This is a genomic window from Noviherbaspirillum saxi, from assembly GCF_003591035.1.
GTDB classification, from domain to species: Bacteria; Pseudomonadota; Gammaproteobacteria; order Burkholderiales; family Burkholderiaceae_D; genus Noviherbaspirillum; species Noviherbaspirillum saxi.
In genome coordinates, this window is record NZ_QYUO01000003.1 from 183,744 (window position 1) to 207,560 (window position 23,817).

20 protein-coding genes and 2 rRNA genes are annotated in these 23,817 nt (G+C 54.3%); 5 read left to right on the top strand and 17 right to left on the bottom strand.

The annotated features are described in order from the left end of the window. Positions 1 to 61: 61 nt before the first annotated feature. The 6 genes from D3871_RS24110 to D3871_RS24135 form a co-directional block, all read right to left on the bottom strand. Positions 62 to 1,138, bottom strand: a complete 1,077-nt coding sequence (locus D3871_RS24110) for a c-type cytochrome (protein WP_119771674.1) — start codon at positions 1,136 to 1,138, stop codon at positions 62 to 64. After that, on the bottom strand, positions 1,122 to 2,486 hold the full coding sequence (soxC, locus tag D3871_RS24115) for a sulfite dehydrogenase (protein ID WP_119771675.1): 1,365 nt from the start codon (positions 2,484 to 2,486) through the stop codon (positions 1,122 to 1,124). Before soxC ends, D3871_RS24110 begins: the two co-directional genes overlap by 17 nt. A 97-nt stretch (positions 2,487 to 2,583) precedes the next feature. Beyond that, complete coding sequence (locus D3871_RS24120; RefSeq protein ID WP_233575798.1) at positions 2,584 to 2,952, bottom strand: ArsR/SmtB family transcription factor; 369 nt, start codon at positions 2,950 to 2,952, stop codon at positions 2,584 to 2,586. A 134-nt stretch (positions 2,953 to 3,086) separates the two neighbouring features. After that, positions 3,087 to 3,512 carry a DsrE family protein gene (locus tag D3871_RS24125; RefSeq protein WP_119771676.1) on the bottom strand — a complete coding sequence of 142 codons (426 nt, stop codon included), beginning with the start codon at positions 3,510 to 3,512 and terminating at the stop codon, positions 3,087 to 3,089. A gap of 42 nt (positions 3,513 to 3,554) precedes the next feature. Continuing rightward, positions 3,555 to 4,499: an MBL fold metallo-hydrolase gene (locus D3871_RS24130; protein WP_233575887.1), complete on the bottom strand. Its 945-nt coding sequence runs from the start codon at positions 4,497 to 4,499 to the stop codon at positions 3,555 to 3,557. A 230-nt stretch (positions 4,500 to 4,729) separates the two neighbouring features. Then, entirely contained in the window at positions 4,730 to 5,302 is a 573-nt protein-coding gene (locus D3871_RS24135; protein ID WP_119771678.1) for a DUF302 domain-containing protein, read from the bottom strand. Positions 5,303 to 5,486: 184 nt separating this feature from the next. On the opposite strand from D3871_RS24135, the gene D3871_RS24140 reads away from it, so the two are divergent. The 3 genes from D3871_RS24140 to D3871_RS24150 are packed head-to-tail and all read left to right on the top strand — an operon-like array spanning position 5,487 to position 6,706. Next, positions 5,487 to 5,831 carry an ArsR/SmtB family transcription factor gene (locus D3871_RS24140; RefSeq protein WP_119771679.1) on the top strand — a complete coding sequence of 115 codons (345 nt, stop codon included), beginning with the start codon at positions 5,487 to 5,489 and terminating at the stop codon, positions 5,829 to 5,831. Further along, on the top strand, positions 5,828 to 6,259 hold the full coding sequence (locus D3871_RS24145; RefSeq protein WP_119771680.1) for a YeeE/YedE family protein: 432 nt from the start codon (positions 5,828 to 5,830) through the stop codon (positions 6,257 to 6,259). Before D3871_RS24140 ends, D3871_RS24145 begins: the two co-directional genes overlap by 4 nt. A 9-nt stretch (positions 6,260 to 6,268) precedes the next feature. Then, complete coding sequence (locus D3871_RS24150; RefSeq protein WP_119771681.1) at positions 6,269 to 6,706, top strand: YeeE/YedE family protein; 438 nt, start codon at positions 6,269 to 6,271, stop codon at positions 6,704 to 6,706. Positions 6,707 to 6,748: 42 nt separating this feature from the next. Here the strand turns inward: D3871_RS24150 and D3871_RS31070 are convergent, their stop codons facing one another. From D3871_RS31070 to D3871_RS24165, 3 genes are all read right to left on the bottom strand, one after another. Beyond that, positions 6,749 to 6,994, bottom strand: coding sequence for a hypothetical protein (locus tag D3871_RS31070; RefSeq protein ID WP_233575799.1), 246 nt, complete (start codon positions 6,992 to 6,994; stop codon positions 6,749 to 6,751). Positions 6,995 to 7,160: 166 nt separating this feature from the next. Further along, entirely contained in the window at positions 7,161 to 7,466 is a 306-nt protein-coding gene (locus D3871_RS24160; protein WP_119771682.1) for a TFIIB-type zinc ribbon-containing protein, read from the bottom strand. Positions 7,467 to 7,659: 193 nt separating this feature from the next. Further along, entirely contained in the window at positions 7,660 to 7,884 is a 225-nt protein-coding gene (locus D3871_RS24165; RefSeq protein ID WP_119771683.1) for a glycine zipper 2TM domain-containing protein, read from the bottom strand. Positions 7,885 to 8,224: 340 nt separating this feature from the next. On the opposite strand from D3871_RS24165, the gene D3871_RS24170 reads away from it, so the two are divergent. Continuing rightward, on the top strand, positions 8,225 to 10,930 hold the full coding sequence (locus tag D3871_RS24170) for a bifunctional diguanylate cyclase/phosphodiesterase (RefSeq protein WP_119771684.1): 2,706 nt from the start codon (positions 8,225 to 8,227) through the stop codon (positions 10,928 to 10,930). A 304-nt stretch (positions 10,931 to 11,234) separates the two neighbouring features. Here the strand turns inward: D3871_RS24170 and D3871_RS24175 are convergent, their stop codons facing one another. The 6 genes from D3871_RS24175 to D3871_RS24200 all read right to left on the bottom strand — a co-directional run bounded on the left by D3871_RS24175 (position 11,235) and on the right by D3871_RS24200 (position 19,584). Next, on the bottom strand, positions 11,235 to 11,924 hold the full coding sequence (locus tag D3871_RS24175; protein ID WP_119771685.1) for a hypothetical protein: 690 nt from the start codon (positions 11,922 to 11,924) through the stop codon (positions 11,235 to 11,237). Positions 11,925 to 12,394: 470 nt separating this feature from the next. Beyond that, positions 12,395 to 12,622, bottom strand: coding sequence for a hypothetical protein (locus D3871_RS24180; protein ID WP_119771686.1), 228 nt, complete (start codon positions 12,620 to 12,622; stop codon positions 12,395 to 12,397). A gap of 195 nt (positions 12,623 to 12,817) precedes the next feature. Next, the gene (locus D3871_RS24185) at positions 12,818 to 14,101 is read right to left on the bottom strand and encodes a phospholipase D-like domain-containing protein (protein WP_119771687.1); all 1,284 of its coding nucleotides are present in this window, start codon (positions 14,099 to 14,101) and stop codon (positions 12,818 to 12,820) included. Positions 14,102 to 14,518: 417 nt separating this feature from the next. Beyond that, positions 14,519 to 16,384 carry an ATP-dependent zinc metalloprotease FtsH gene (ftsH, locus tag D3871_RS24190; RefSeq protein WP_119771688.1) on the bottom strand — a complete coding sequence of 622 codons (1,866 nt, stop codon included), beginning with the start codon at positions 16,382 to 16,384 and terminating at the stop codon, positions 14,519 to 14,521. Between the two features lie 394 nt (positions 16,385 to 16,778). Beyond that, positions 16,779 to 18,179, bottom strand: coding sequence for a GTPase/DUF3482 domain-containing protein (locus D3871_RS24195; protein ID WP_233575800.1), 1,401 nt, complete (start codon positions 18,177 to 18,179; stop codon positions 16,779 to 16,781). Next, a complete protein-coding gene (locus D3871_RS24200; protein WP_119771690.1) occupies positions 18,172 to 19,584 on the bottom strand; it encodes a DUF2868 domain-containing protein in 1,413 nt (470 codons plus the stop codon). The genes D3871_RS24195 and D3871_RS24200 overlap by 8 nt, the downstream gene beginning before the upstream one ends. A gap of 468 nt (positions 19,585 to 20,052) precedes the next feature. On the opposite strand from D3871_RS24200, the gene D3871_RS24205 reads away from it, so the two are divergent. Next, a complete protein-coding gene (locus D3871_RS24205; RefSeq protein WP_119771691.1) occupies positions 20,053 to 20,448 on the top strand; it encodes a hypothetical protein in 396 nt (131 codons plus the stop codon). A 181-nt stretch (positions 20,449 to 20,629) separates the two neighbouring features. On the opposite strand, the gene rrf is transcribed toward D3871_RS24205, so the two are convergent. After that, positions 20,630 to 20,742, bottom strand: a 5S ribosomal RNA gene (gene rrf / locus D3871_RS24210). Positions 20,743 to 20,898: 156 nt separating this feature from the next. Next, positions 20,899 to 23,776: ribosomal RNA gene (locus D3871_RS24215) — 23S ribosomal RNA — on the bottom strand. Positions 23,777 to 23,817: the final 41 nt, after the last annotated feature.

A 23,817-nucleotide genomic window follows, 5' to 3' on the forward strand; every position in this document is an offset into this window, starting at 1 on the left:
TGATTTTTCGACTAATGTCTCATCACGCCAAACGCATTGCGGCGTCGGCATTGAACTTTGCCTATTTGGCCCCGGCCAAAATCCATTTCACAACGGTTCCTATGTCTTCAGGCTTGAGGTGCGCCTGCGAAGGCATGGGCACCGGCCCCCATGCTCCGCTACTGCCATTTTTGACTCTTTCGGTGAGCCGCGATACTGCTGATGCATCGCCCTTATATTTGGCCGCGATATCGCTGAAGGCGGGGCCGACGATTTTGTTTGTCAGCCCATGGCAAGCCATGCATGCGTTCTGCTTCGCCACCGCCGCGCCATCCTTCGCAGCCGGTGCTGCGACTTTCACCTGCTGCGATGCATTTGCGACAGCATCGCGGCGGACCTGACTACCAACCGGTTCCGTCGAAGGAGGTTTGCTGGTATCCACACCGCGAACCGGACCAAATGACCGGTTTTGCTGCGACAAATCACCATGCACATTCCTTGCCGAATCCGGAAGCTCGGACCGGATTTTTGTCTCGCCCTTGCAGTCTTTCATGCAAGCGACGCTTTGCACGTCTGCCTTGCCTTTCAATGCCCACATGCCGTGATTCGTCGTCATTCCGTTCCGGTTAGGCATGCGCTTTTGTACTTCCGCCATGTTTTCATTTGAAAGCACAAAGTCGTCCGGAAGGACTTCCGCCATGTTCAAGATATAAGCGGTTACCGCATAGACTTCTTCCGTGGTCAGACTCTTGGGCGCCGTCCACGGCATCGCGCGATTAATATAGTCCCATAGCGTGGAGACAGTCGGCACCTTCATCAGCGTGGTGCGTTGCGGCTGCTTGTTATCAGTGAGCGCAGCAACCTTGCCGGCTTTAACGTCCTCTTTTGTCGTACCGCCGACAATCGGCGTAAAGACTTCGTTAGACTCGCCAAAGGTGCCATGGCAGGAAGCGCATTTCGACTCCCACACTTCCATGCCTTTTGTCACCGATCCCGAACCTTTCGGCAAGCCCTTGAAGTCGGGACGCACGTCGATATCCCATGCTGCAACTTCCTTGTCCGTTGCGACTCGTCCGATATTCGGATATCCCTGCGCGATCGTCGAAGCGCAGGCGAACGATAGCGACAGCGCCGCAATCGCCTTAGTACACCTGAACATTGGATACCTCCCCGGATACATCAAGCTTCCATGACTGGATGGCATTGTTGTGATAGATCGATTTCGTGCCGCGTACCGCACGCAACTCATTAATCTTGGGCTGCACATAACCGCTCTCGTCGACTGCGCGAGACTGCATCACCACGGGCGATCCATCCCATACCCAGTCGATGTTGAATCGTGTAAGGCACTTCGACAACACCGGCGTCTCCAATCGCGCGGCGCGCCAATTCTTTCCTCCATCGACCGAGACATCGACGCGTTTGATTTTTCCGCGTCCAGACCATGCCAGGCCGGTGATGTTGTAGAAACCCTTGTCTAGCAGGCGTTGGCCGGCAGACGGTGTGGTGATAACCGACTTGCACTCCTGAATAGAAGTGTATTGACGATAGCTGCCATTCGGCATCGCGTCGATATAGTGAATCGCCTCATCCTTTGTCGCATAAGGTTTGTCGCCCACCTCGATGCGCCGCAGCCATTTCACCCACGAGACCCCCTGTACGCCGGGAACGACGAGGCGCAAGGGATAGCCGTTTTCCGGCCGCAGCATTTCACCGTTCATGCCCCAGGCGACGATGACGTCGTCGAGTGCATGCTCAATCGCTATCGTACGGGTCATGCCGGAACCATCAGCACCTTCGGCAAGAATGAACTTGGCCGCCTTTCGATCGTATCCGCAGTCGTCCAGCAAAACTGAAAGCGGCACGCCGGTAAATTCGCTACAGCTCAGCATTCCGTGGGAATACTGCACCGCCGGGACTGCGACATTCCCCCACTCCATTGCAGTATTGGCACCGCATTCGATGAAATGGATGCGTGATACCGAGGGAAGCCGCATCAGATCATCCATTGTGTACACCTTGGGATTTTTGACGAGGCCATTAACCATGAAACGATGGCGGCCAGGATCGATGTCGTGCCAGCCCTGATGATGCCGCTCGAAATGCAGTCCGCTGGGAGTGATGATGCCGAACAGGCCTTGCAATGGCGTGAACGATACGGACGCGGCATTGACGCGCGTCAGTCCGGGCGATTCGCGGCGCAGCAGATTGGTTTCGAAGCGGGAAGGCACTCCGTAGGGGTTCGCGGCAACCGGCTTGCCCAGGGTCGTGGAATGTTCGGGCAGCGTGAGAATATTGACATCGCCATCGGTCGCAGCGCTGGCTGCAGCCTGTGCGAGCGCCGAGCCGCTAGCCAAGGCGGCGCTGGCGGCCAGAAAACTCTTACGGAGAAAGCCTCGGCGTTCTTCGTTCAAGCCCTTTTCGGTAATCTCCAGAGCGAGATTTGCATCAAGGAAGTTTTCCGGCGCCCGCAGAATACGGCCACGCTTTTTTACATCATCCTTCATCCGGTCTCCTTGCCTTCCTGCTTTATTGAATAGTTACTAAAGTATATAACTACTTACGCATATTGTGATAAAGATGTTGCTTTTAAACAGCATTCAATCAGGAAGGCGTCATTGCCGTGAATGTAGAAGCCATCTGTTCCGATACATGGCGCGCAACGATCTTGGAAGAAATCTGGCCGCACACGGTTTTGCAGATTTCGAGCGTCGTCTGGTCGTCGATACGATAGTAGACCTGCGTTCCTTCTTTGCGCCTTGCGAGGATCTTTGCACGGAATAGCATATTCAGCTGCCGCGAGACATTCGCCTGGGTCGCTTCGATTTCCGTAACAATGTCATTCACTGGCCGTTCGCCATTGCACAGGCAGTGCAGGATCTTGAGGCGAGTGGGCTCGGAAAGGAGAAAGAAGTAGTTCGATACTTCCTCAAACAATTCGGTCATCTGCGCCTGTCCAAGCTTGTTATCCACGTTAATCACCTAATTGATATAAAAAACATGATCGACATCAATCGACCGCCCTTCCATCTGCACTGCCTCTGTCGTCACCCGTTGCGCGCAAGTTCCGGATTCTACCGCGATGCCATGATGTCCGTTGGACAATATTAGGGCTTCAAATATGCAAAGCCTTCTTCGATTTGCAAGCGTGCGATTTCGGCGACTCCGGACGGTACGACAGTCGCCTCAGGTAGCACGAGCGATTTATCGATCTTGCGCGTCTCCAATGTGTTATTGCATACCCGGAATTCCACTTGGCGCGCTGCCAGTTCCTGCACCGGAATCTCATACGGATTGCCGTTCTGGTTCTTGGCGCCTTCGAGAAGAAAGTCTATACCCGCGCCAAGGGTCACAACGACAATTCTGGTCTTTGGACTGGCATTTAAATGATTGCGGATATTGTTGAGCGCGGCCGACGCATGGGTACTGTCATTAATGTGGTAAACCACCTTGTGCTCACGGTCGGCGGCCAGTGTCGGCGCGGTGACCGACAACAGAAGCACCAGGGCAATGCTGCGCAATAGACTGATCATGATGGTGTCCTCACGGTTTGTTTTTCCATCGTTCGAAAACCTTTACTCCTTGCCGAGGCTTTCCTTTTCCATTAGCAGATAGGTGCCATACGCATTGATGCGGTTGGCTTGCTGAAAAGCCGGGTAGCTCCCGAAGCGGGACCAATCGACCCTGTTGTAGGCCTCCTCAAAGGGCAACAATTCGTTAACCGCACTGCCCATTTCCTGCCGCAGGAACATCAGGTAATCCCGCGTGAGCTTCATGTCGTCCAGGGGTCGCCTTGACGCTTCTCCGTGCCCCGGAATGACGATCGACGGCCGCACCTCCAGCATGCGGTCCAGCGTTTCCAGCCACAGCTTGCTGTTTGCTTCACCGACAAAGGGCAGCCTACCGGTGAAAAACAAATCACCGGCGAACAGCACTCCCTCGCCTTCAACATACAGCATGATGTCTTCCGCCGTATGCGCACCGTTGGAATCAATCAAGCGAAAACGCACGCCGCCCATGTCAAATGCGATCTGTTTCGTTTCGGGAAAACGGATCCAGCGGTCCGCTGGGATGAGCTTTGTCTTTCCATTCACCCATGGAGACAGGGAGACACGCCGCTCGGCCAGGCGCGCCGCCGCAGCGTCGGAACTCACGGAGGAGCGCCCATTTTCATGTGCCCAGACCTCGGCGCCTTGCGTCTTCAAGGCCTGAAGACCATAAAAATGGTCGGCGTGATAATGACTGATGATCACCCGCCTGACGGGGTGAGAGGTGACCTTTCTTATCGCTGCAAGCATCGCCTCGCCGAGTGCCGGGGTAGCGAGGGCGTCGAACACGACAACACCATCATCGGTGACGACAAAACCGGCATTGGACATGAATCCCCGGTTTTGCTTGCTCGCCATGCCGGACTCGCCGCGGAAATAATACACACGGGCCGATACCTTGACTGTCTCGAGGGCAATCCCGGTGTTCGCCGCATACGCTGGAAAATACACCGCCACGCATGTCAGCAGCACCGGCAACAATATCCTGATCAGTCTTGATATGAGCATCTGGCGGCAAATCGAATTTGTTTTGTCGAATTAAATGTGCAATTTAAAACATTACAAACTGATTATATACGCATAAATGAATTAAAAATCAGGAATTTTGAATGGCTACATAAATGCTCTTTTATGCATGTTCATAGGTTCGTACCTCATTAATAGTACCCACACAGGATCAATCCAGGCGCAAAGTTGCTCAGCTAAAAATCCCCGCGCGCCCCTTTATCTATCATTTTTTTTATGGAGTCGCGCATCTGCAGAACGGATTTTTTGAGTTCAGGTGGCAGCTGGCGTCCGAGTTTGATCAGCATGTCCATATTTAATGCATAGAGCCATAAGCCGTCCTCCTTTTCTACAACGGCAATACGGCAAGGCAGGTACGCCGCCATATGCGGACTGAAATCCACCATGGCCCTTGCAGTCACCGGATTGCAGTAGGAGTAGACCTTCAACAACTTCTGGGGCTGCCCAGTCCGTGCCTCCAACTCCGCTGAAAGAGCTGATTCTCCGACCATCTTGAGATTATCTTCCGCCGCAACACTGGCGAAGGCTTCTTCAATTTCTTTCGCCGTGACGCCCTTCTCGACCTTTCGCTCCCAAGTCGTTGCAGCTGCAATATCGCCGCCGGAATCGACATATCTATCCCAGATCGCCATGGCTTCCGAGTAGGCGCCCTCGTCCGTATTCAGCAATGCATGCAGAGATCCGCAAGCTGATAACGCAACGCATAAGGAGACAAGGATGAGTAATCTTGCTGGCTCGGTCTTGATCATCGGGTGTTTTGCTTGTCACTCAAGTATTTTTCCAGGCCCAAGCTTAACGCCTTTTCATACGGTTTTGATGCCGGAAAACGAATCATCCGGCATGTCGGCGGCAAGCCATACTCAATCTATTGAATGATATATTCAAAAATCATATAATGAATTCGTGCAAGCCCAATTCCCTGGAGGGAAAGCGATGACAGTGTCAGCAGAACAGATCGATTTGGAAGTATTGCGAAAATCCGCGTCCGATGCCTGCGGCTTGTTAAAGGTTCTTGCCAATCCCGACCGCCTTCTCCTGTTATGCCAGATGAGCCAAGGCGAATATTGCGTAAGCGACCTCGAAGCGCTAACCGGCATTCGACAACCGACGCTCTCGCAGCAGTTGACCGTTTTGCGAGATGAGGAATTCGTCAACACAAGACGTGAAGGCAAGCAGATCTTTTACACGGTTGCCAGCAAGGAAGCGATGGCGGTGATGAAAGTTCTGTATGAGTTGTATTGCCAAGACGGCAAAGATAAAAAGAGAGCCAGAAAATGACCATCGCCTGGGACAGTTTCACGCCATGGGCTTCGCTGGGCGGCGGCATACTCATTGGCCTTTCCACTGCGATGTTTGTCCTGCTCAATGGAAGAATCGCTGGCGTCAGCGGGGTGTTGGGTGGGCTACTCAGGCCGGCAGGCGCTGATGTCGCTTGGCGCGCCGCATTCATCATCGGTCTGCTCGCGGCACCGTTTGCATTCTCGCGGGTCGCGCCATTGCCCGAGGTGTGGATCGGCGCTGACACTGCCACGCTAGTCGTAGCCGGCCTGCTCGTCGGCGTCGGTACGCGCTTCGGCTCCGGCTGCACCAGCGGGCACGGGGTCTGCGGATTATCGCGCGGCTCGTACCGTTCGCTAGTAGCGACCGCGTCGTTCATGTTTGCGGGCGTCGTTACCGTCTACGTCACCCGTCATCTATTTAGTTGAGGCTACATCGTGCGCATCGCAACCGCTTTTCTTGCAGGCCTGCTTTTCGGCTTGGGCTTACTCCTGTCCGGCATGACGGATCCATCCAAAGTCATCGGCTTTCTGAATGTCGCCGGCAAATGGGAGCCTTCGATGGCTTTCGTAATGAGCGGCGCCATTCTGGTGAGTTACTTTGCCTTTCGCCTTGCTGGAAAGCGCGACAGAAGCTGGCTGGGCGAAACGATACTCCTGCCCTCGGCAACGAAGATCGACCGCCGCCTCGTACTGGGCGGCTTGGTGTTCGGAACAGGTTGGGGGCTGGCTGGAATTTGTCCAGGGCCGGCATTGGTTTCGCTCGGCCGTGGCGACAGCGAGCCGTTCGTTTTTGTTGCCGCCATGCTTGTCGGCATGGGAATGTACGAGCTCTATGAAAGATGTCCTGCATCCCGAATGCGCGATGCCGGGTAATGCCAGTCACACCAATGCCGCGCCACTGGCTTCTGACCTGGGCTAATGCCGCGAAGTCAATCTTGATGGCATCGGAATGATCATCACCCAGATAAGAACACCGACCGATATGCCGTTGTTTCCATACTGCTCCAGGCCCACCGCGCCATGGATTGACTGGCCGCCAGCAGCAATAAGGAACGCGTTGAGACCAGCAGCGTCAACCTCCTGGTGGGGCAGGCCGCTGTCCTTGAGCAGGTTACGGACAGCCGGCAGGTCGTCAGGTGTTGCCAAGCGAAGCGGTGTCATAGCTCAGCAGAGATCGCCGTCGGCTTTTCTGTCATTTGGGATTCCAAACGTGCAATGTGTTGCATTGCAATCGGAATACATCTTGGCCCCTGTTCGGGGCCAAGATGTATTCAGGAAACCAGCTATGCTTGTATGGAAGTTTTAGATAATGCTATTTGAACAATTATCAGAAATCGAATATGTCACTAAGAAACCCTTCTTTTTTCTTTTTCTTGTAATGGCTTTGATGCTGTTCGGAATAGCCATGAGGCTGATTCGAATGTCCGAATCCCTCAGGCTGGCGTGGCTGATTTGAATAAGGATCACTTCGTTGAGCGACTGGCTGCGCTGCTACGCCAGAAGACCTGTCGATGATCTTGTCCAGCTCTCCGCGGTCGAGCCAAACACCCCGGCAACTTGGACAGTAATCAATCTCAATACCTTGACGTTCGGACATTACAAGCTTCGTGTTTTGGCATACTGGACAGTCCATAATTTCCCTCTTCAATGGTCACGTAGAGCGATCTCGCGACAATAGCAAGATCCATAAGATGGATTACATATGCAAGCAAAAATACATTTTTCAATAGGCGGTTCAGAGCTGGCCATTTTTTATTGTTGGCTTAACCTGGTTCGGTCAAGCCTTAGCAATATGCGTTTCTTATTGGCACGAACCTCCACATGCCCTATCGTTTTTTCTTGCTCACCTGGTTGCCAATGACGCCGCCGACTGCGGCGCCTCCTACGGTACCAATTGCATCGCCCCCGGTCAGCAGCGATCCGGCGACTGCGCCAATGCCGGCACCCATTGCCGTATTCTTATCTCGTTGCGACATGCCGCTGCAGCCGGTCAAGGTGACAAGCATTGTTAAAGAAACCGCAGCAAGCAGTGAGCCATTCCCCGTTTTCATCCGAATATATCCGCAAAAAATGATTAACTATTGTTCATACGTGCTCGCTCAAGCATAAGACGTTTTAATAATACGGACCGTCCGTGTTGCCAAGTGTTACGAATTCCATTGCAGGATGCACGCTTGCGTAGGAGTCGGATATTTCGCTTTCCAATAGTCGACATGTTCTTTAACAGCTTTTTCTTTTCGGATTGCCACTATCCACATGCTGCAAAGCGTCAGGCCATAGATGACAATAGTCTAATCTACATCACAATGTGCCCCTGCAAACCAAGGATTCTATGTAGAGATTATTGTGCCCTTCCAATATTTAACCCGTATCAATTAGGAAAACTTGTCCATGAAGTGGCATTGGGAAAAGATCTCACATCGTCACTTTTCAGCGAATTCCGGAGAAGTTGGATTTTTTCGTCATAGCCTTCCATTTGTTGCGGCTTGGGCGATCGGTGCCCTGCTTCTACTTGCGATCGGATGGACCACATTCATGAACAGTCTGAACAGCGAACGCGCCGCGGTTGAAGAAACCGCCTTGCATGAGGCAGAGACTCTTGCCGATGCTTACGCAGAAAGACTTTATCGCTCTGTCCAGGCAATCGACCAAATGACATTGTTCGTCAAACATGGATGGGAGACCGCAGGAACGAGCTTCCGACTCGAAAGCATTACAAAGCCGGGTAACCCTACGACAAGTGCCGGTTTCCATATAAGCGTCATCGATCGGCATGGCTTTCTCCTTTCCAGCACGCTTATCCATCCGATCGCGGCGAATGCCAGCGGTCAACCCTACTTCACGGTGCACCTGCGGCCAGGTCCGGACTACCTGTACATCGGCGGCCCCCATCCAGGCACATTCATGAATCAAACAGTGATTCAGTTCAGTCGAAAACTCGTTACCGCGGATGGAACATTCAACGGTGTGGTTGTGGTTGGCGTGGAGCCGGCATACTTCATCACGCAGTTTGATGAAGGTATTTCCGGTAAAAGCAAGTTAATCGCAATATTGGGAGTGGACAAAAAAGTTCGCATTGCACGCATAGGAGAAAGGATCTTTGACGCTGCGACCCAGCCAATCTCCAATGAACTTCCGCTAGACAGCCCAAGCGGCCGCAGCACTTTGCCTGGCGAACCTTGGTTTTCCGACGCGCGGGATCGCTATGCGGCGTGGCGGACCATCGAAGGCTACAACATGATTACATTTGCTGGCATCGATCAGCAGGAGATATTTGGCCCCTATTGGATTCGACATCACAACGACCTTTGGTATGCGAGTATTGCCACTGCGCTTTTCCTGGCGCTGTCGTTCCTGGCCATGTTGGCCTTTGCTCGCTTATCTTGGAGAAAACATCAGTTTGATGCCATCCAGGCCACCTATCGTGCCGCAACAGAGGGAGGACAGGAAGGATTTTATATAGCGCGCCCGATCGAAGATGCCTCCGGCGAAACAACGGACTTCAAATTCATTGATTGCAACGAACGCGGCGCGTCAATCCTAAAATATAGGAAAGAGGAGCTGATTGGAAAAAGCATTCGCAGCGTTTATCACGGTGAGGCGGCAAAAGGAACCCTCCATTTATTAAAGCATGCGATGTCCACACGTCATTTTTCTGGCGAAGTCAAAGTCCGGGCGGGAGACCCTTCAGGACTTTCCTGGTTATATGTAACGGTAGCCCGGCCCGACGGCGACCTTGCGGTTACCTTGAGGGATATAAGCGACACGAAAACGCATGTTACAGAACTGGAGCGCCTCACGAATGAAGATACCTTAACCGGACTTCCAAACCGCCACTGGCTATATAATTTTTTACCAGGCGCCCTGGAATCTGCAGCACACGGGAAGCATCTTCTGGGCTTGCTGTTCGTTGACCTGGATGGCTTCAAATCGGTCAACGACACGATGGGACATGAAGCCGGGGACGAACTGCTCCGCAATGCCGGGCGCCGGTTAAAGGAGGCGATCCGGCCTCATGACTATGTCATCCGTATCGGGGGCGACGAGTTTGTCGTCGTGATTGAAAACATGACGCACAAGTCCGATGCGTCCCATGTGGCCGAGCGCATCATTCTGTCCTTCCATGAAGCCTTTCGTCTCACGAAGGGCCTTCACTCCGTAGGCACCTCAATTGGCATCAGCGTCTTCCCCGAAGACGGCCAGGATGCCGACTCTCTGCTCAAGAACGCGGACATGGCCATGTACTGGGTTAAAACTACCGGCAAGCGGAATTATCGCTTTTTCGACACGCACATATCGGAAGCTGTCCAGTCCAAGCATGAGATAGAGAGTGAACTTCGGCACGCGATAGTGCATGATCAGTTCATCATTCATTACCAGCCGCGGGTTGACCTGGCATCCGGAGAAGTATCCAGTATGGAAGCGTTAGTGCGATGGGCGCATCCGACAAAGGGCCTTGTCGAACCAGCCTCTTTTATCGCTCTTGCCGAAGAAACCGGTTTGATCATTCAGATTGGCGAACAGGTCATTGATAAAGTGTGTGCTCAGTTGGCATTCTGGTCCCACACCGGCCAGCGACTGGTTCCCATCTCGATCAATATCTCACCAAAGCAATTTCATGAAGTGAATATGGCTGACACATTGGTCGCGGCATTGGCTCGTTATCAGGTGCCCGCCAGCCTGATCGAGTTAGAGCTGACCGAATCGACAATGATGGGCAACAGCCTGGAAATTTCCGAGATGCTCAGTAGACTCCAGGCAATGGGCGTAACCTTATTGGTCGACGATTTCGGAACCGGATATTCATCACTGTCGCAGTTGCAGGAACTGGATTTTGACGTATTGAAAGTCGATAAAGCCTTTACTGCACGGCTTGAGCAAACACCGGCAGGAAAGGTCTTTTTCTCGGCCATCATAACGATGGCGCACTCCCTTGGCATGCGAGTCGTCGCTGAGGGCGTCGAGACCCTGGAACAAATCCAATCGCTGAAGGCGCTACGTTGTGATGAAATCCAAGGCTTCTATATTTCGAAGCCTCTTGCCCCTTCAACGCGCCAGCCAAACATCAGTGATATCGCAGTCCATCACCGGTTCTAATAGATGGCATCACTGTTAAAGACGAATGGCTTGTTCCGTCTAATACCAATCGCACCCTCTAACCTGACAAATGAAATTGATGGATTTTTTCGTCTGGCAAGGCGCAGGAGGAGTCAATAGTCGCGCTATTGACGACGATGGCAACACAAAGCCAAGCGAAAAAAGAGGCGATTTCATGTCGCGTTATGGGTTGGGATTGGCATAAAGTTCGACCTCATGTCGCCGTCGTCACATTCGGTCACGCATATAAGGCTTTACGAGGACGCATCCGTCGGATCTTTCAACCGTCACTGGTAGTAAAAATTTATTTCACCGCAAAACAGTAGAGCAATCCATCGCCGCCTGTGCTACGCAATGCATCGGCGTTACATCCTCGCGTCGGGTGTGCGGAATTCCAGGATTTGGCCCACGAAGCATCGGCAGGCCCCGCACGATCATGATGCCCCGTCATCGCTGAACCATCGGCTCCACTCTTGGTCCAGTTGCCGCAGGTCATATCGGTAAACGGCGCGCCAGGAAAGGCTGTACCGTCCGGCCGAGAGCCGGTCAAAATGTCATGTTTATTAGGTTTTTCGGTACGGCCGTTAACTAATTGCCCCTTCTCATCCAACGCGGTCTGTTTCGTCAAGTTGGTATTGGCAGAGTGCAGCTCCTCGACGTTCCGAGCAATTACGACGCCCTTGGCGTTCTGCCAGGGACCAGTACCGATACGGTCGCGCGCATTAACGAACTTCGGATCGTCCAGCGCTGCCCCCTGAGTGCTCAGGTAAGCGCGCCATGTGCGCTGACCTGCACCTGCGGTTTTTGCTAGCGACTGACAGTGCTGGTCAGCACCATCAAGTCCGCCCAGGTCAGCCCCCTTGCCTGGCCCGGCACTGCTCACAAAAAATGTCATGTCGCCGGCACTTTGCCGTGGCGGCTCTACGCCCGCACATCCAATCAGCAACATCACCGAACCCGCAACTGCTCCTGCCCTACGCATCATGCTGTCCATCGCGATCTCCTTTTAGTTTGGTTTTCGACCTACAATAGCGCCGCGTTCCCACGGCTGCAAGAGAGAACGGCTGGTTCAGACTCATACTTGCATCCGACTTCCTCAAGCATTAACCACGGATACAGAGCCCGGTCATGCTTCCCGGCGTTCAGCGTCGCCATTTGTTGATGCGTTTTCGTCGCCTGCCTTGCATAGTGAATTTAGCGCATTTCACACCGATGCGTGCCCTTCAATTTCTTGTTAAATATCAAACCTGGTCACGCGACAGTTGTCTTCCACCCCTGCGGCCCGCAGGCGTTATTCAAATCGAGGATAGAATTGATTGAGCGCCTTTCGGAGCGAACACTACTGGATCAACGAAAGACATTAGGATATCGCTTCCGATAATAACAACCAGAAGATAACAACCAGAAGACCCGAAACGCTTGGTATCGCGAGGTTTCTTTACTGACGCGGCCCCGCTCGTCTGCTTATGCTTCAAGCTTGTTCCCGATCCTCACACGAACCGACCCGGTAACGATGTTCTTACCGTCGTTTGACTCGATATAATCGATCAGACTTTTGATGATGATCGCCATTTCCAGCACCGATGCCGGATCCACTACGGCGCAATAGTCTGCATGCCACGCAGTATTTTCGTTTGAGCTACGCTTGAGCGCATTTCCACATGCATCAAGGATTACCGACAGCGGCTGCATAATCGTCCCTTGGTATTGGCAGTAAGCAACTTTTCGATTAGACGCCTTACTTTAATTTAACGCCATCCCATATTTATGGGAATTTCCCTCTTGATAGCAGCGAATGGATACTGCGTAAATGCACGACCTGTTCGTGCTATGGAGGGCTTTTACGTGCGACGGCCGACGTCCATAACCGCATAGAGAAGGACAAACTTATAAAACTTCATTGAGCATATAAAAAGTATTGTCTTTCATTTTGTGCCATAGTCCACGTTTGCGCCATTGCTCCAACTCGATTTCCCGGGAAAGCGGCGCATACCTTTCGAAAACCGCATCGAGCCTCTGCGTTGTCGCAGCGTCGGTGATGCCGAGCATGATTTCGTCATTCGTATCGAAAGAACGATCATCGAAATTGCTCGATCCGATCGCACTCCATACACCATCAATCGTCATGATTTTCTGATGCAGTAGCGTGTGCGGATACTCGAACAAACGGACGCCGCATTTCAAAAGTTTTTCGAAATTTCGGTGCCCGGCGTGCTGCACCATCGGGTTATCCGATCCGCTGGCGGACGGCATTAACACGCGGACGTCGACACCTCGGGAAACAGCCTCGCCAAAAGCATCGATTGCTTCCGGTTCGGGAATGAAATATGGATTCTGAATCCAGATTCGCTTACGCGCTAGACAAATTGCAGTGTGGTGAAGGATCTTCACGGCCGGTGCCGAATATTCAGGCTTTACAAACGCTGCATGAATCAATACATCGCCAGCCGGTTTCAACGCCGGAAACACATCGTCACCGACAAATAGTTCACGGGTTTGCCCTACCCAATTTTCGCTGAACGCGGCCTGCACGCTGTTCACGATCGGGCCTTGCAATCTCAAGCTGACATCGCTGAAGTGGTTGCCATCCTGCGCATCACCTAACCAGCTATCGACAATGCAGTGGCCGCCAATAAATGCTTCGCGTCCGTCAATCACAACAAGCTTGCGATGGTCACGGTCGTTCAGCACACCGATATTATGAAATTTTTTATCATGGAAGAAAACGACCTGGCATCCTGCTGCTTGCAACTGTCGGCGCGTCTCGCTCCCGATCTTCCGGCATCCGGTAGCGTCTAGCAGTACCCGTACGCGTCTGCCAGCACGAGCGCGCTCTGACAGGGCATCGGCCACTCGCCTGCCCAGTATTCCATCCTTCCAAAGAAAGGTTTCAAAATGCACTGTATGCTCGGCACGCCGAATTCGCTGCAGAAGAATGTCAAAAAAAATACCATTCTCGTACACTTCGACTGAGTTCCCTGCAATGGCCGTACCAAGGGTAAGGCCGGCAAGCGATGGAGCGAGTTCGTCGATCGGCAAAGCGCAGCTGATGTGTAATTTGGGAGAGCGATGGCGCCGCGCCGACCAGATTATAACGATCAGTAATACGACGACGCCCAGAAGTCCCAGGGCCAGGTAAAAGGATCGCTCGGTCCAGATCGAATCGGTCATCGTTTATCGCTCGTATGCGCGCATATCACGAATGTCCAGCAGCGCGAATGTCCTGTCCGGGTCAAGTGATAGGATTGATACTGCCTTTTTGTGTAAGGTGATGGACAAACTGATACCCGGCCTTTTCGCCATTTACAAGGCGCGGCTGAATAGACCCTGAGATACAAGGTAGTCGCACCTCTGGAAAAAGCATTGCGCTTGCGCAATGCTTTTTCATTGCGAAAAAACCTGCAGTCGCCGGTACCTCTGCACATCAATCATTGATCTTTGCGCCTACCTCATAGCGGGCAACTCAACACATAGTGGTTCAAACCACCAAACGCGCAAAGGGCAAAACACAGACAAGTAAAAAGGGCGAGCCACCATCAGCTCGCCCTCTCGTTCATCATTGCCGGCTCATTCCATGCTACTACGGCGTCACGCTGCGACCGGAACCACCGGGCCCTGACCATCGGGCCGTGATGCCTTTTTCTCGCTCAAGTACTTAGGCGCACGCGGTGGGCTGCCGACCATGATGTCGTTCACCTGGTCCGCATCCAGCGTTTCCCATTCCAATAGCGCCTTGGCCATCGCGTCAACCTTATCGCGATTCGCTTCCAGAAGACGACGTGCTAGCGCGTACTGGCCGTCAAGGATGCGACGGATTTCGTCATCCACCTTCTGCTGTGTCTCTTCAGAGACCATGCGCGCGTTCATGCCGAGGCCATCATGCTCGTCAGTGTAGACCATTGTGCCAAGCGTCTCGGACATACCGAAGCGGGTGACCATTGCTCGGGCCAGCTTGGTCGCGCGCTCGAAGTCATTCGACGCACCGGTCGATTGCTGATTCATGAAAATCTCTTCGGCAATTCGGCCGCCGAACAGAATGGCAATGTCTTCCAGCATCTTGTCCTTGTACATGTTCACTCGGTCATGCTCGGGCAATTGCCAGGTCAGGCCCAGCGCATAGCCGCGCGGCATGATCGTGACCTTATGCACCGGATCGGCTTTCGGCAGCAGCTTCGCAACCACGGCGTGCCCGGACTCATGATAGGCGGTATTGCGGCGTTCTTCTTCGCGCATCACGGCCGACTTGCGCTCCGGACCCATGATGATCTTGTCCTTTGCGTCTTCAAAGTCTTGCATGTCCAGCACACTCTTGTTGCGACGTGCAGCAAAGAGCGCGGCTTCATTGACGAGATTGGCCAGCTCGGCACCGGAGAATCCCGGCGTGCCGCGCGCCAGTATGTCGGCTTGCACGTCCGATGACAGCGGCACCTTACGCATGTGCACGCGCAGGATCTTTTCCCGGCCGCGGATATCCGGCAGGCCAACCATCACCTGGCGGTCGAAGCGTCCCGGGCGCAGCAGCGCCTTGTCGAGCACGTCGGCGCGGTTGGTCGCAGCGACGACGATGATGCCGGAGTTCGGCTCGAAGCCATCCATTTCCACCAGCATCTGGTTCAGCGTCTGCTCGCGCTCGTCGTTGCCCCCGCCCATGCCAGATCCGCGCGCACGGCCGACGGCATCGATTTCGTCAATGAAGATGATGCAAGGTGCATGTTTCTTTGCGGTCTCGAACAGATCACGCACACGCGACGCACCCACACCGACGAACATCTCGACGAAGTCGGAACCGGCGATCGTAAAGAACGGCACCTTGGCCTCACCCGCCATCGCGCGCGCCAGCAAAGTCTTGCCCGTACCCGGGGGACCGACCAGCAGAATACCCTTCGGCACATGGCCGCCAAGTTGCTGGAACTTGCGCGGCTCGCGCAAAAATTCAACGATTTCGTCAACTTCTTCACGCGCCTCTTCGCAACCGGCGACGTCGGCAAAAGTCGTGGTATTCGTATGCTCATCCTGCAGACGGGCTTTTGACTTGCCCATCGAAAACAGACCGCCCTTGCCACCGCCCTGCTGGCGCCGCATGAACCAGATCCATACGCCGATCAGTAGCAGCATCGGGAACCAGGACATGAAGATCTGCGACAGGAGGGACGGTGCCTCCGGATTCTTGACATCGAACGTGATGCCGTTTTCGATCAGGTCGTTGACCAGACCACGATCGAGAAGTGTCGTGTTGGTGCTCAGCCTCTTGCCGTCGTTAGTGACAGCGGACACGCGGGTTCCTTCGATAACGACCTCGCGGATTTCCTTCGACTTTACCTGGCTCAGGAATTCCGAGTAGGCAACGGAGGTCGCCGTACCCTGACTAGTAGAGTTGAACTGTTGGCTGAAAGCGAAAAAGATGACAAATGCGATGGTTGCCGAAATGACGAGACGAATGTGCTTTTGATTCACTACGATTCCTTATGAAGACCCGGTTGCAAGAACCGCCCTTTTGAAGAAAAGGAGGTCAAAACAATAGATTAGGCCAATCTTACGCATTGCAAGTATCTTGATTAAGCGAATAGATCAAGATATTCACTTCGGAAAAACAGGCAATGCAGCTGCAGCTGTAACAATAGATGCTGCCGGAAGCGAGGCTTGCTCTCTTGCGATCATATAGATTCGGGCCCGGAAGTTGTCGAAACGCTCATCAAACATGCTCGATGCGTGAGACTCGGCGCGAAACCATATCGTCGATGTTAGCGAAAGAATAAATATATAAATGCAATTCCCATTAATGGACGTCGAATCTGTTCGCCCACGCGCAATTTCAAACCATCGCTAACCGGATGCTATTTACTCACCCTTAAGCGGCGCATGCCTCGCTCAACAGCATCAGTTGTTTGCTAACAACCTCGACCAGTTGCATCCGCCGCGGATCAGGAGAAGCACCCGGAGCTTGAATCAATGCCCAATCCGGATGAGTACGCGCCACCTGCAACTCATTAACAAGATGTTTTAGTTTCGCACTGGCCTTTATATTCGCATCTGGTGCCTCAACCTGCCCTTGTGCCGCATGTCCGCGTCGTTCCAGCGCCATGAGCAGCTGCAGCATCTGTTCCGACAGCACAAACAGCACTTCGGTTTCCAGCGTCAATTCCTGCACGCCGCGTATCTTGTTCGCCAGCCTGCGCCCGAACTGGCCCCAGCCCTGGCTCGCCAGCCCGCCGATTGCTGCACCAAGTGCTGCGCCAGTGCCAAGCGAGAGACCGGCCAGTGCAAGATCTGCAGTGAGGCCAATGGCAGCACCGACGGCAGCGCCTGTGCCTAGCTTGCGGCTGGCGTCACGTAGCGTTTCGGGGCTGAACAAGTCCCTCTCCCAACGTCCGTCCAGCCACGGGAGGACTGTGACATCGGCGTCTCCGCTGCGAAAGCCATAGACAGTCAGTAGATCTTCGATGGCGGTACGCGAGGCGCGCAGCACCGTTAACCGAAATTCGCCGATGATTGAATCACGCCGGTGTGGGGCGGCGAAATCGTCCTGCGAAATCGAACGGCGTAGGGCCGCCATGGAAACCAGCAGTTCGGCGATAACCCGGCCTCCGGCTGTCTGCCGTTCACGCCGCTGAAACTCCAGTTCCTCCACGACGCGGGCGAGTTCGCCACGTCGGTTACGCAATAGCGTTCCCATGTCCTGATACAGCTGCCGCTCGGAGCCGACAAAGGGCGCCACCGCATCGAACTGCACATACGCATGCAGGTTGTAGGCCGCAAGCATCGTCAGCCATTCTTCCGTTCGGCTGTACGCGTCACGCACAAAGTTCAGCACCGGCATGATCGGCCTGGCGCACCAGGTCAGGATCTCGATCTCGGCGCGAAACTTGGGCAGCACCGGCTCGCGGGTATCAATGACATAGATGCCCGCCTCGACCTCCAGCATCTTGCGCAGCACTTTGGCCTCCTGCTCGAACGCCGCTTTCGCTTCCGGCCCTTGAAGGAAGGCACGGATGCGGTCCGGAGGCGTCGGGCAATTGTCCTGCGCCTTCATGTAGTCCGCCAGCGTGACGGCGTCCTCCAGCCCTGGCGTGTCAAAGAAGCGCACCGCGCTCATGCCATCCACCCTGAGCTCGATTGCCTCCACATGGCGCGTCGTGCCGGGGTAATCGGACACTTCGCCGAAGGTGACTCGCCGCGTAAGCGTGCGCAGCAGTGACGTCTTCCCGGCGTTGGTGTGGCCTACCACGGCGATCTGAACCGGCTCAGCCATAGACACCCTCCATCCATGCCTTTGCTTGTATGGGGTCCGTAAAGCATACGATGGGCATGCCGGACTGCTCCAGCCAGCCCTGCCAGCGCTGCACACCTTCGCCGTGCCTGGGCGTGATCAGTAACAACGCGGTATGCATCGCCAGGCGTGCCGCCTCGCAGAGGAAACGCTCCGTACCGCGATCCGGCGTCGATGCGGCATGACAGACGACGAGCAATGCGCGCGGCCGAAGCAAGGCAAGTTTGTCCAGCATGTCACGGCGCTCGTTGCCTGCACCTGCGATGTGCTCCAGCAACTCAACCTGCGCCAACACTTGTGGCGGCCATGCTACTTCCGGCGGCAGTTCGAAACCGACCACGACACGCGCCGCGCTGCTCGCGTCACTCGCCAACGGCGCCACCCTGTGCCGCGCCAGCTGGCGTCGTTCCGGGTCCGTTACCTGCGACTGCTCCATCTCCTCGAAGCGAGCGAGCAACTTGCTGTAGTACGGATCTGCAGTATCGATATGCAGCCGTCGTAGGCCGCGCCGCCATGCCGTCCAACTCACCATGCCAAGCACTACGCGCGGCAGCAAGCCATACACGAAAGCACAGCCGATCAGCCACCATGCCCAAGCCCGATGATCCCCGCCCGGTGCCGCCGGATTGAGTAGCGTGGCAGCATCCGGCAGTGGGAAGCCTAGCCAGTGCGGCAGCGTGCCGGTCACGGTGACAAAGCGCACAAAGAAATCGGCATCGAGAATCGTCGTCTCCCAGGTCAGCCGGTATTGCTGGAACGAGAAAGCGAACCAGAGCGCGATCAGGATCAGTACGAAAGCCGCCGCCCACACGGCGTGACTGACGACACCGAACGCCCAGGGCAGCAGCCGCGAACGGCGCAGCAGCGCATGCGCCGCATTTGTCATCATGGGTGCGTGCGCATTGCGTTCACCCGGTAAGCGCGCGACCAGCCGCAGCAGCAGGTTGCCAAAGGAAAGATGTGCGAACATGCCAGAGCCGCTGCCTGAGAGCGTTGCCGCGCCCCAGAACGCCAGGGTAAGCATGGGCATCGCAAGTAGTGCGAAGAAAGCCGTCACGGCATTCACGGTGCGGCCACTGCCGATGACGGCAGCGGCGGAACCGTAGGCTGCGAAAAAGGCGAGCAGCGCAAGAAACAGCCCGGCGAACCATGCAAGCTCGCGCCACCGCTCAAGCTCGCGATCCAGCATCAGCCTGTGCCCGATCAGGCGGGCACGTTCCAGCAAGCGCTCCTCGCGCCCGGTCGCGGTGCGGAAAGCCTCGCGCAGCGCGGCCTGATCCTCAAGCGGACCTGACTGCTCCATCAGACGGATCGTCTCGGCGATCAATATATCGGCTGCGCGAGAGCGGGCAATTTGGGACTCGCGGTTCTTTCTGTCTTGGAGCATTGGCTGGCATACCTGGACTAGGCAGGAAAGGGGCGAAGGGGAAATCTTAACAGTACGATGCTTCCGCAAACCGGATTCCGGTCAAGCGGCGCTTTTTTCGTTTAACCCGGACGCCGAAAGAGACAGAGGAGCGCTTGTGAAGCATCTGGCGGTCGCTACGCAGTTCGCAAAGGCTCTATACGTGCGAAAGCTTTTCAAAAAAGCATGTCCTGACACACTTATTTGACGCTGGGGCATTCGCTTCCTAACAGGAAATTAATGTTCCATGAAGCGGGAGTTTGCCTATGAGTTTGATGGAGGTCTAGCGGAAGCTTGTCGATCAGATAGATGCACGAACATTCACATTGTCGTTTGGAACTGTTTTGGCTTGTCCCTGGTCCTAGACATTCTTTTCAAATTATCCATGCGTACACAGAAGCTTTGCTCTGTGGAGCATGTATTACATACAACTCATCCAGATACGGCTTTATGAAACAACCGAACAAGTCCCGCGCAGGTAAAAAACGCCGTCAGAAGGGCAATGGGCAAGCGCGCCTGAAGTCAGAACAAGATATATTTCCGAAAAACCTCGATCGACTTTCCGAGGCCCCTGAAGCCAATCCACGTGAGCCGGCATCGTTGCGATCTCATGCACGGCGCAAACCGCAGCATGACGAAGGCGAGCAGAAACGCAAGCTTTGGGAGCGCAAGCAGTCGGAACTTGCGGCTCGACGGATGGTTGCACAGTCACGTCGTGCCGAACAGGAAAGCGTACGCAAACGCAAAATGAGAATCGTGTACAGCATTACAGGCACGGTCGTCATGGCGCTGGTTTGCGCCCTTGCTTGGTATTTTGCATCGGGCGCGATCCAATTCACCGCATAGCCTTGACGAGGCGAGCAGCATGACGGCGACGTACGGGACGTGCGCAGTTGCCGGAATCGGGAAGCGGTGGTGTATGTGAAGCGGGGAGTGGTGGAACTGTGGAGCGGTGGTGCTTGGTGCGTGGGGTGCGCAAAGTAAAACGCCCCCAGCGGTGTAGCTGGAGGCGTTTTGGGGGGTACGAGCCTGACGATGACCTACTTTCACACTGGTTGCAGCACTATCATCGGCGCGAAGTCGTTTCACGGTCCTGTTCGGGATGGGAAGGGGTGGGACCGACTCGCTATGGTCATCAGGCATAACTGGTAGTGTTGCTTGCAGGATCGTTATTGCTAATCCGTCAAACAACGCAATCTGGGAAGAAGTAGTGCGCAGGGGTTCTGCGCTTATTTTGGCGGGCGTGATGTCCAATCGGGCATACGCTTCATACTTGTCTATAACTACCAAGGTTATAGGGACAAGCCGCACGGGCAATTAGTACTGGTTAGCTTAACGCATTACTGCGCTTCCACACCCAGCCTATCAACGTCCTGGTCTCGAACGACCCTTTAGCAGGCTCAAGGCCTGGGGAAGTCTCATCTTGAGGCAAGTTTCCCGCTTAGATGCTTTCAGCGGTTATCTCTTCCGAACTTAGCTACCCGGCAATGCCACTGGCGTGACAACCGGTACACCAGAGGTTCGTCCACTCCGGTCCTCTCGTACTAGGAGCAGCCCCCCTCAAACTTCCAACGCCCACGGCAGATAGGGACCAAACTGTCTCACGACGTTTTAAACCCAGCTCACGTACCACTTTAAATGGCGAACAGCCATACCCTTGGGACCGGCTACAGCCCCAGGATGTGATGAGCCGACATCGAGGTGCCAAACTCCCCCGTCGATATGAACTCTTGGGAGGAATCAGCCTGTTATCCCCAGAGTACCTTTTATCCGTTGAGCGATGGCCCTTCCATACAGAACCACCGGATCACTATGTCCTACTTTCGTACCTGCTCGACTTGTCAGTCTCGCAGTTAAGCACGCTTATGCCATTGCACTATTAGCACGATGTCCGACCGTACCTAGCGTACCTTCGAACTCCTCCGTTACACTTTGGGAGGAGACCGCCCCAGTCAAACTGCCTACCATGCACTGTCCCCGATCCGGATAACGGACCAAGGTTAGAACCTCAAACAAACCAGGGTGGTATTTCAAGGTTGGCTCCACGGCAACTGGCGTCACCGCTTCATAGCCTCCCACCTATCCTACACAGATTGGTTCAAAGTCCAATGCAAAGCTACAGTAAAGGTTCATGGGGTCTTTCCGTCTAGCCGCGGGTAGATTGCATCATCACAAACATTTCAACTTCGCTGAGTCTCGGGAGGAGACAGTGTGGCCATCGTTACGCCATTCGTGCAGGTCGGAACTTACCCGACAAGGAATTTCGCTACCTTAGGACCGTTATAGTTACGGCCGCCGTTTACTGGGACTTCAATCAAGAGCTTGCACCCCATCATTTAATCTTCCAGCACCGGGCAGGCGTCACACCCTATACGTCCACTTTCGTGTTTGCAGAGTGCTGTGTTTTTATTAAACAGTCGCAGCCACCAGTTTATTGCAACCCCTTCATCCTCAGGCCGCAGGGCCTTCAAACTACCAGGGCGTACCTTATCCCGAAGTTACGGTACCAATTTGCCGAGTTCCTTCTCCCGAGTTCTCTCAAGCGCCTTAGAATACTCATCTCGCCCACCTGTGTCGGTTTGCGGTACGGTCTCGTTAGACTGAAGCTTAGAGGCTTTTCTTGGAACCACTTCCGATTGCTTCGCGGCACAAGGCCACTCGTCGCACACCCTTGAATTGCGCGCCCGGATTTGCCTAAGCGCCTTCTTCGATGCACAAACCGGGACATCCAACACCCGGACAACCTTCCGCGATCCGTCCCCCCATCGCATCTAACGACGGTGCAGGAATATTAACCTGCTTCCCATCAGCTACGCATCTCTGCCTCGCCTTAGGGGCCGACTCACCCTGCTCCGATGAACGTTGAACAGGAAACCTTGGGCTTACGGCGTGCGGGCCTTTCACCCGCATTATCGCTACTCATGTCAGCATTCGCACTTCTGATACCTCCAGCATCCTTTACAAGACACCTTCGCAGGCTTACAGAACGCTCTCCTACCATCTGCATTACTGCAGATCCGCAGCTTCGGTGACTGGCTTAGCCCCGTTACATCTTCCGCGCAGGACGACTCGATCAGTGAGCTATTACGCTTTCTTTAAAGGATGGCTGCTTCTAAGCCAACCTCCTGACTGTTTTAGCCTTCCCACTTCGTTTTCCACTTAGCCAATCTTGGGGACCTTAGCTGGCGGTCTGGGTTGTTTCCCTCTTGACGCCGGACGTTAGCACCCGACGTCTGTCTCCCAAGCTCGCACTCACCGGTATTCGGAGTTTGCAATGGTTTGGTAAGTCGCGATGACCCCCTAGCCATAACAGTGCTCTACCCCCGGTGGTGATACTTGAGGCACTACCTAAATAGTTTTCGGAGAGAACCAGCTATTTCCAAGTTTGTTTAGCCTTTCACCCCTACCCACAGCTCATCCCCTAACTTTTCAACGTTAGTGGGTTCGGACCTCCAGTACCTGTTACGGCACCTTCATCCTGGCCATGAGTAGATCACTTGGTTTCGGGTCTACACCCAGCGACTGAAATCGCCCTGTTCGGACTCGCTTTCGCTACGCCTTCCCTATTCGGTTAAGCTTGCCACTGAATGTAAGTCGCTGACCCATTATACAAAAGGTACGCAGTCACCCCTTGCGAGGCTCCTACTGTTTGTATGCACACGGTTTCAGGATCTATTTCACTCCCCTTCCGGGGTTCTTTTCGCCTTTCCCTCACGGTACTGGTTCACTATCGGTCGATATCGAGTATTTAGCCTTGGAGGATGGTCCCCCCATGTTCAGACAAGGTTTCACGTGCCCCGCCCTACTTGTCGCAAGCCTAGTTCCACAATACCGATTTCGCATACGGGGCTATCACCCTCTGTGGCCGGAGTTTCCAATCCGTTTTGCTATCGCTACTGCTAAATCTTGCAGGCTGTTCCCATTTCGCTCGCCACTACTTTGGGAATCTCGGTTGATTTCTTTTCCTGCAGCTACTTAGATGTTTCAGTTCGCCGCGTTCGCTTCACACACCTATGTATTCAGTGAGTGATGACCCAAAGGGCCGGGTTTCCCCATTCGGAAATCTGCGGATCAATGCGTGTTTGCTCGCTCCCCGCAGCTTATCGCAAGCTACTACGTCCTTCATCGCCTGATATCGCCAAGGCATCCACCATGTGCACTTATTCGCTTGTCCCTATAACGTTGGCTTCTGTCGCCAGAATCCCGTTATAAAGT

Coding starts and splice junctions, on each gene's coding strand:
- D3871_RS24110 (WP_119771674.1), bottom strand. CDS start 1,138: ATGTTCAGGTGTACTAAGGCGATTGCGGCGCTGTCGCTATCGTTCGCC.
- D3871_RS24185 (WP_119771687.1), bottom strand. CDS start 14,101: ATGACCGATTCGATCTGGACCGAGCGATCCTTTTACCTGGCCCTGGGA.
- D3871_RS24200 (WP_119771690.1), bottom strand. CDS start 19,584: ATGCTCCAAGACAGAAAGAACCGCGAGTCCCAAATTGCCCGCTCTCGC.
- D3871_RS24170 (WP_119771684.1), top strand. CDS start 8,225: ATGAAGTGGCATTGGGAAAAGATCTCACATCGTCACTTTTCAGCGAAT.
- D3871_RS24125 (WP_119771676.1), bottom strand. CDS start 3,512: ATGATCAGTCTATTGCGCAGCATTGCCCTGGTGCTTCTGTTGTCGGTC.
- D3871_RS24135 (WP_119771678.1), bottom strand. CDS start 5,302: ATGATCAAGACCGAGCCAGCAAGATTACTCATCCTTGTCTCCTTATGC.
- D3871_RS24180 (WP_119771686.1), bottom strand. CDS start 12,622: ATGCAGCCGCTGTCGGTAATCCTTGATGCATGTGGAAATGCGCTCAAG.
- soxC (WP_119771675.1), bottom strand. CDS start 2,486: ATGAAGGATGATGTAAAAAAGCGTGGCCGTATTCTGCGGGCGCCGGAA.
- D3871_RS24205 (WP_119771691.1), top strand. CDS start 20,053: ATGAAACAACCGAACAAGTCCCGCGCAGGTAAAAAACGCCGTCAGAAG.
- D3871_RS24175 (WP_119771685.1), bottom strand. CDS start 11,924: ATGGACAGCATGATGCGTAGGGCAGGAGCAGTTGCGGGTTCGGTGATG.
- D3871_RS24140 (WP_119771679.1), top strand. CDS start 5,487: ATGACAGTGTCAGCAGAACAGATCGATTTGGAAGTATTGCGAAAATCC.
- D3871_RS24195 (WP_233575800.1), bottom strand. CDS start 18,179: ATGGCTGAGCCGGTTCAGATCGCCGTGGTAGGCCACACCAACGCCGGG.
- D3871_RS24165 (WP_119771683.1), bottom strand. CDS start 7,884: ATGAAAACGGGGAATGGCTCACTGCTTGCTGCGGTTTCTTTAACAATG.
- D3871_RS31070 (WP_233575799.1), bottom strand. CDS start 6,994: ATGACACCGCTTCGCTTGGCAACACCTGACGACCTGCCGGCTGTCCGT.
- D3871_RS24145 (WP_119771680.1), top strand. CDS start 5,828: ATGACCATCGCCTGGGACAGTTTCACGCCATGGGCTTCGCTGGGCGGC.
- D3871_RS24160 (WP_119771682.1), bottom strand. CDS start 7,466: ATGGACTGTCCAGTATGCCAAAACACGAAGCTTGTAATGTCCGAACGT.